Origin of the sequence: Rhizobium sp. UBA1881 (assembly GCF_002338015.1) — a bacterium.
Taxonomy (GTDB): Bacteria; Pseudomonadota; Alphaproteobacteria; order Rhizobiales; family Rhizobiaceae; genus Rhizobium.
Map to the genome: position 1 here is coordinate 1 of NZ_DDHH01000139.1, position 2,827 is coordinate 2,827.

Annotated in this window: 2 protein-coding genes and 1 pseudogene; all 3 read left to right on the top strand. The window is 64.6% G+C overall.

Annotated features, from left to right (window positions below; translation table 11 throughout):
- The first annotated feature begins 240 nt into the window (after nucleotides 1-240).
- A complete protein-coding gene (gene dapF, locus B3605_RS17215) occupies nucleotides 241-1,152 on the top strand; it encodes a diaminopimelate epimerase (protein ID WP_112941055.1) in 912 nt (303 codons plus the stop codon).
- On the top strand, nucleotides 1,149-2,423 hold the full coding sequence (mtaB, locus tag B3605_RS17220) for a tRNA (N(6)-L-threonylcarbamoyladenosine(37)-C(2))-methylthiotransferase MtaB (RefSeq protein WP_296435210.1): 1,275 nt from the start codon (nucleotides 1,149-1,151) through the stop codon (nucleotides 2,421-2,423). Before dapF ends, mtaB begins: the two co-directional genes overlap by 4 nt.
- A gap of 15 nt (nucleotides 2,424-2,438) precedes the next feature.
- Nucleotides 2,439-2,827, top strand: a pseudogene (locus B3605_RS17225) (signal recognition particle-docking protein FtsY); the annotation flags it as partial.

Here is a 2,827-nt window from a genome sequence, read left to right on the forward strand (position 1 = left end):
CGCGAACCCGGCTCCCTGTCCGATGACGTCATCAGTGTGTGGCGATTGCGGATGACGGGGATAACGGCGTGCGCCGAATTCGGCTATCATGCTGATAATGGCGCGATGTTTCTTGGTCGTGGTGCGAAATTTTCCCCGTCGCCACGGTGATGGAGCGAGCGGATGGGCCGATCACGCCGCCACTGGTAATTCCCGCGCATTTCCGCCATATACAGCCCAAACACACATGGACATGAGACAATGAGCGCAACGGTCGAATTCGCGAGGATGAACGGGCTTGGCAACAAGATCCTGGTTGTCGATATGCGCGGGCGCAAGGACAAGGTGACGCCCGAAGCTGCGATCGCGCTCAATGCCGACGCGGAGACCCAGTTCGACCAGATCATGGCGATCCATGATCCGAAGGCCGAGGGTACCGATGCCTGGATCGATATCCTCAACTGCGACGGCACCAAGGCGCAGGCCTGCGGCAACGGCACGCGTTGCGTGGTGCAGGCGCTTTCGGCCGAGACGGGCCAAAAGGTCTTCACCTTCCAGACCGTCGCCGGCATCCTGAACGCCGCCGAGCACGAGGATGGAACGATCTCGGTCGACATGGGCCGACCGGTGTTCCAGTGGGACAAGATCCCACTGGCGGAAGAGTTCTTCGATACCAGCCGCATCGAGCTGCAGATCGGCCCGATCGACAATCCGGTGCTGCATTCGCCATCGGCCATGTCGATCGGCAATCCGCATGCGATTTTCTGGGTCGACAGGGATCCGATGAGCTTCGATCTGGAGCGCTTCGGACCGCTGCTCGAAAATCACCCGATGTTTCCCGAGAAAGCCAACATCACGCTGGCGCAGGTGACGTCCGACGCAAGCCTGCGCACCCGCACCTGGGAGCGCGGCGCCGGCCTGACGCTTGCCTGCGGGTCGGCTGCCTGCGCTGCCGGCGTGTCGGCCGCGCGCACCGGGCGTACCGGCCGCAAGGTCACGATCGACGTCGCCACCGCGCCAAGCCGGCAGCCGCTCACCATCGAATGGCGTGAGGATGACCATGTCGTCATGACCGGTCCCGCCGAATGGGAATGGTCCGGCACCGTCGATCCCGTGACCGGCGCGTGGCAGCGCGATGAGACGGTCGAGGCTCCGGGGGCGGAAGCCAAGTGAGCGGGGTCGAGGTCATCACCTTCGGCTGTCGTCTGAATACCTACGAATCCGAAGTGATGCGAGCCGAGGCCGAAAAGGCGGGCTTGAACAACGCCATTCTCGTCAATACCTGCGCCGTGACGGGCGAGGCCGTGCGCCAGGCGCGCCAGGCGATCCGCCGGGCGCGTCGCGACAATCCTGAAGCCCGCATCATCGTCACCGGCTGTGCCGCGCAGACCGAGAAACACACCTTCGCCGAGATGGCCGAGGTCGACGCGGTGCTCGGCAACGAAGAGAAGCTTGCGAGCGCCAATTATCGTGCGCTTCCGGATTTCGGCGTCTCGGCCGACGAGAAGCTGCGCGTCAACGACATCATGAGCGTCAAGGCGACCGCGCCGCAGATGGTCAAGCATATCGACGGCCATGTGCGCGCCTTCATCCAGGTGCAGAACGGCTGCGACCACCGCTGCACCTTCTGCATCATCCCGTACGGCCGCGGCAATTCGCGCTCGGTGCCGATGGGTTCGGTGGTCGATCAGGCGCGCAAGCTCGCCGAAAGCGGCTACCGCGAGATCGTGCTGACGGGCGTCGACGCCACCAGCTACGGCGCCGACCTGCCGGGCGAGCCGACGCTCGGCTTGCTGGCGAAGACGCTGCTGAAGCAGGTGCCGGACATAAGGCGGCTCAGGCTGTCGTCGATCGACAGCATCGAGGCGGACCGGCATCTCCTCGATCTCATCGCCAACGAAGCGCGCTTCATGCCGCATCTGCATCTGTCGCTGCAGCATGGCGACGACATGATCCTGAAGCGGATGAAGCGCCGGCAATCCGGCGCCGATGCGCTTCATTTCGTCAACGAGGTCAGACGGCTGCGGCCGGAGATCTCGATCGGCGCCGACATGATCGCCGGGTTTCCGACCGAGACGGAAGAGATGTTCGGCAATGCCGTGAGGCTCGCCGAGGAAGCGCGGATCGCGCATCTCCACGTCTTCCCCTACAGCCCGCGACCGGGAACGCCGGCGGCACGCATGCCGCAGCTTGACCGGGCGCTCGTCAAGGAGCGGGCCGCACGGTTGCGCGCCACTGGACATATGCTGCATCAGTCCCATCTCGATCGCATGGTCGGCACGCGGCAATGGCTGCTGGTGGAAAACAACGGACTGGCGCATACGGAAAACTTCACGCTTGTCGCAGCGCCGGGCTTAAGCCCCCGCGCGCTGGTCGAGGTCGACATCGTCGGCCACAACGGCAAGCACCTCGACATGCAACTGACGGCCGCCTCCGCGGCCTGACCTGACGGAATTCTCATGGCGTTCAGCTTCATCAAAAAGGTCTTCACCTTCGGCCCCGACAAGACGGCGGAAGAGCAGGCGCCGGGTACCGTCGAGACCAAGGCCCCCGAGGTTGCGGTCGAGCCGGTTGCTGCTGAGGTGACGGCGCCGGTGCCAAGTGCGCCGGTGGACGACTTGCCTGTTGCGGCCGATCCGGTATTGCCGGAGGAGATGGAGACCGCGGGTGGGCCTTCCGCCGATGGCGGGGGGGTTGCCGAGGACGAGGTTTCCGAGGATTTGCCGACCGCGCTTTCGACCGATGATGTCGGGTTGGTGCCGTTGTCCTTGCTGGAGGCTGAGGCGGAGTCTGATGCTGAGGCGGAAGACGTTGGCTCAGTGGGTGTGGTACCCCCCTCTGTCCTGCC

Bases quoted from the DNA above. Each gene is read 5' to 3' on its own strand.
- dapF (WP_112941055.1), top strand. From the start codon at position 241: ATGAGCGCAACGGTCGAATTCGCGAGGATGAACGGGCTTGGCAACAAG.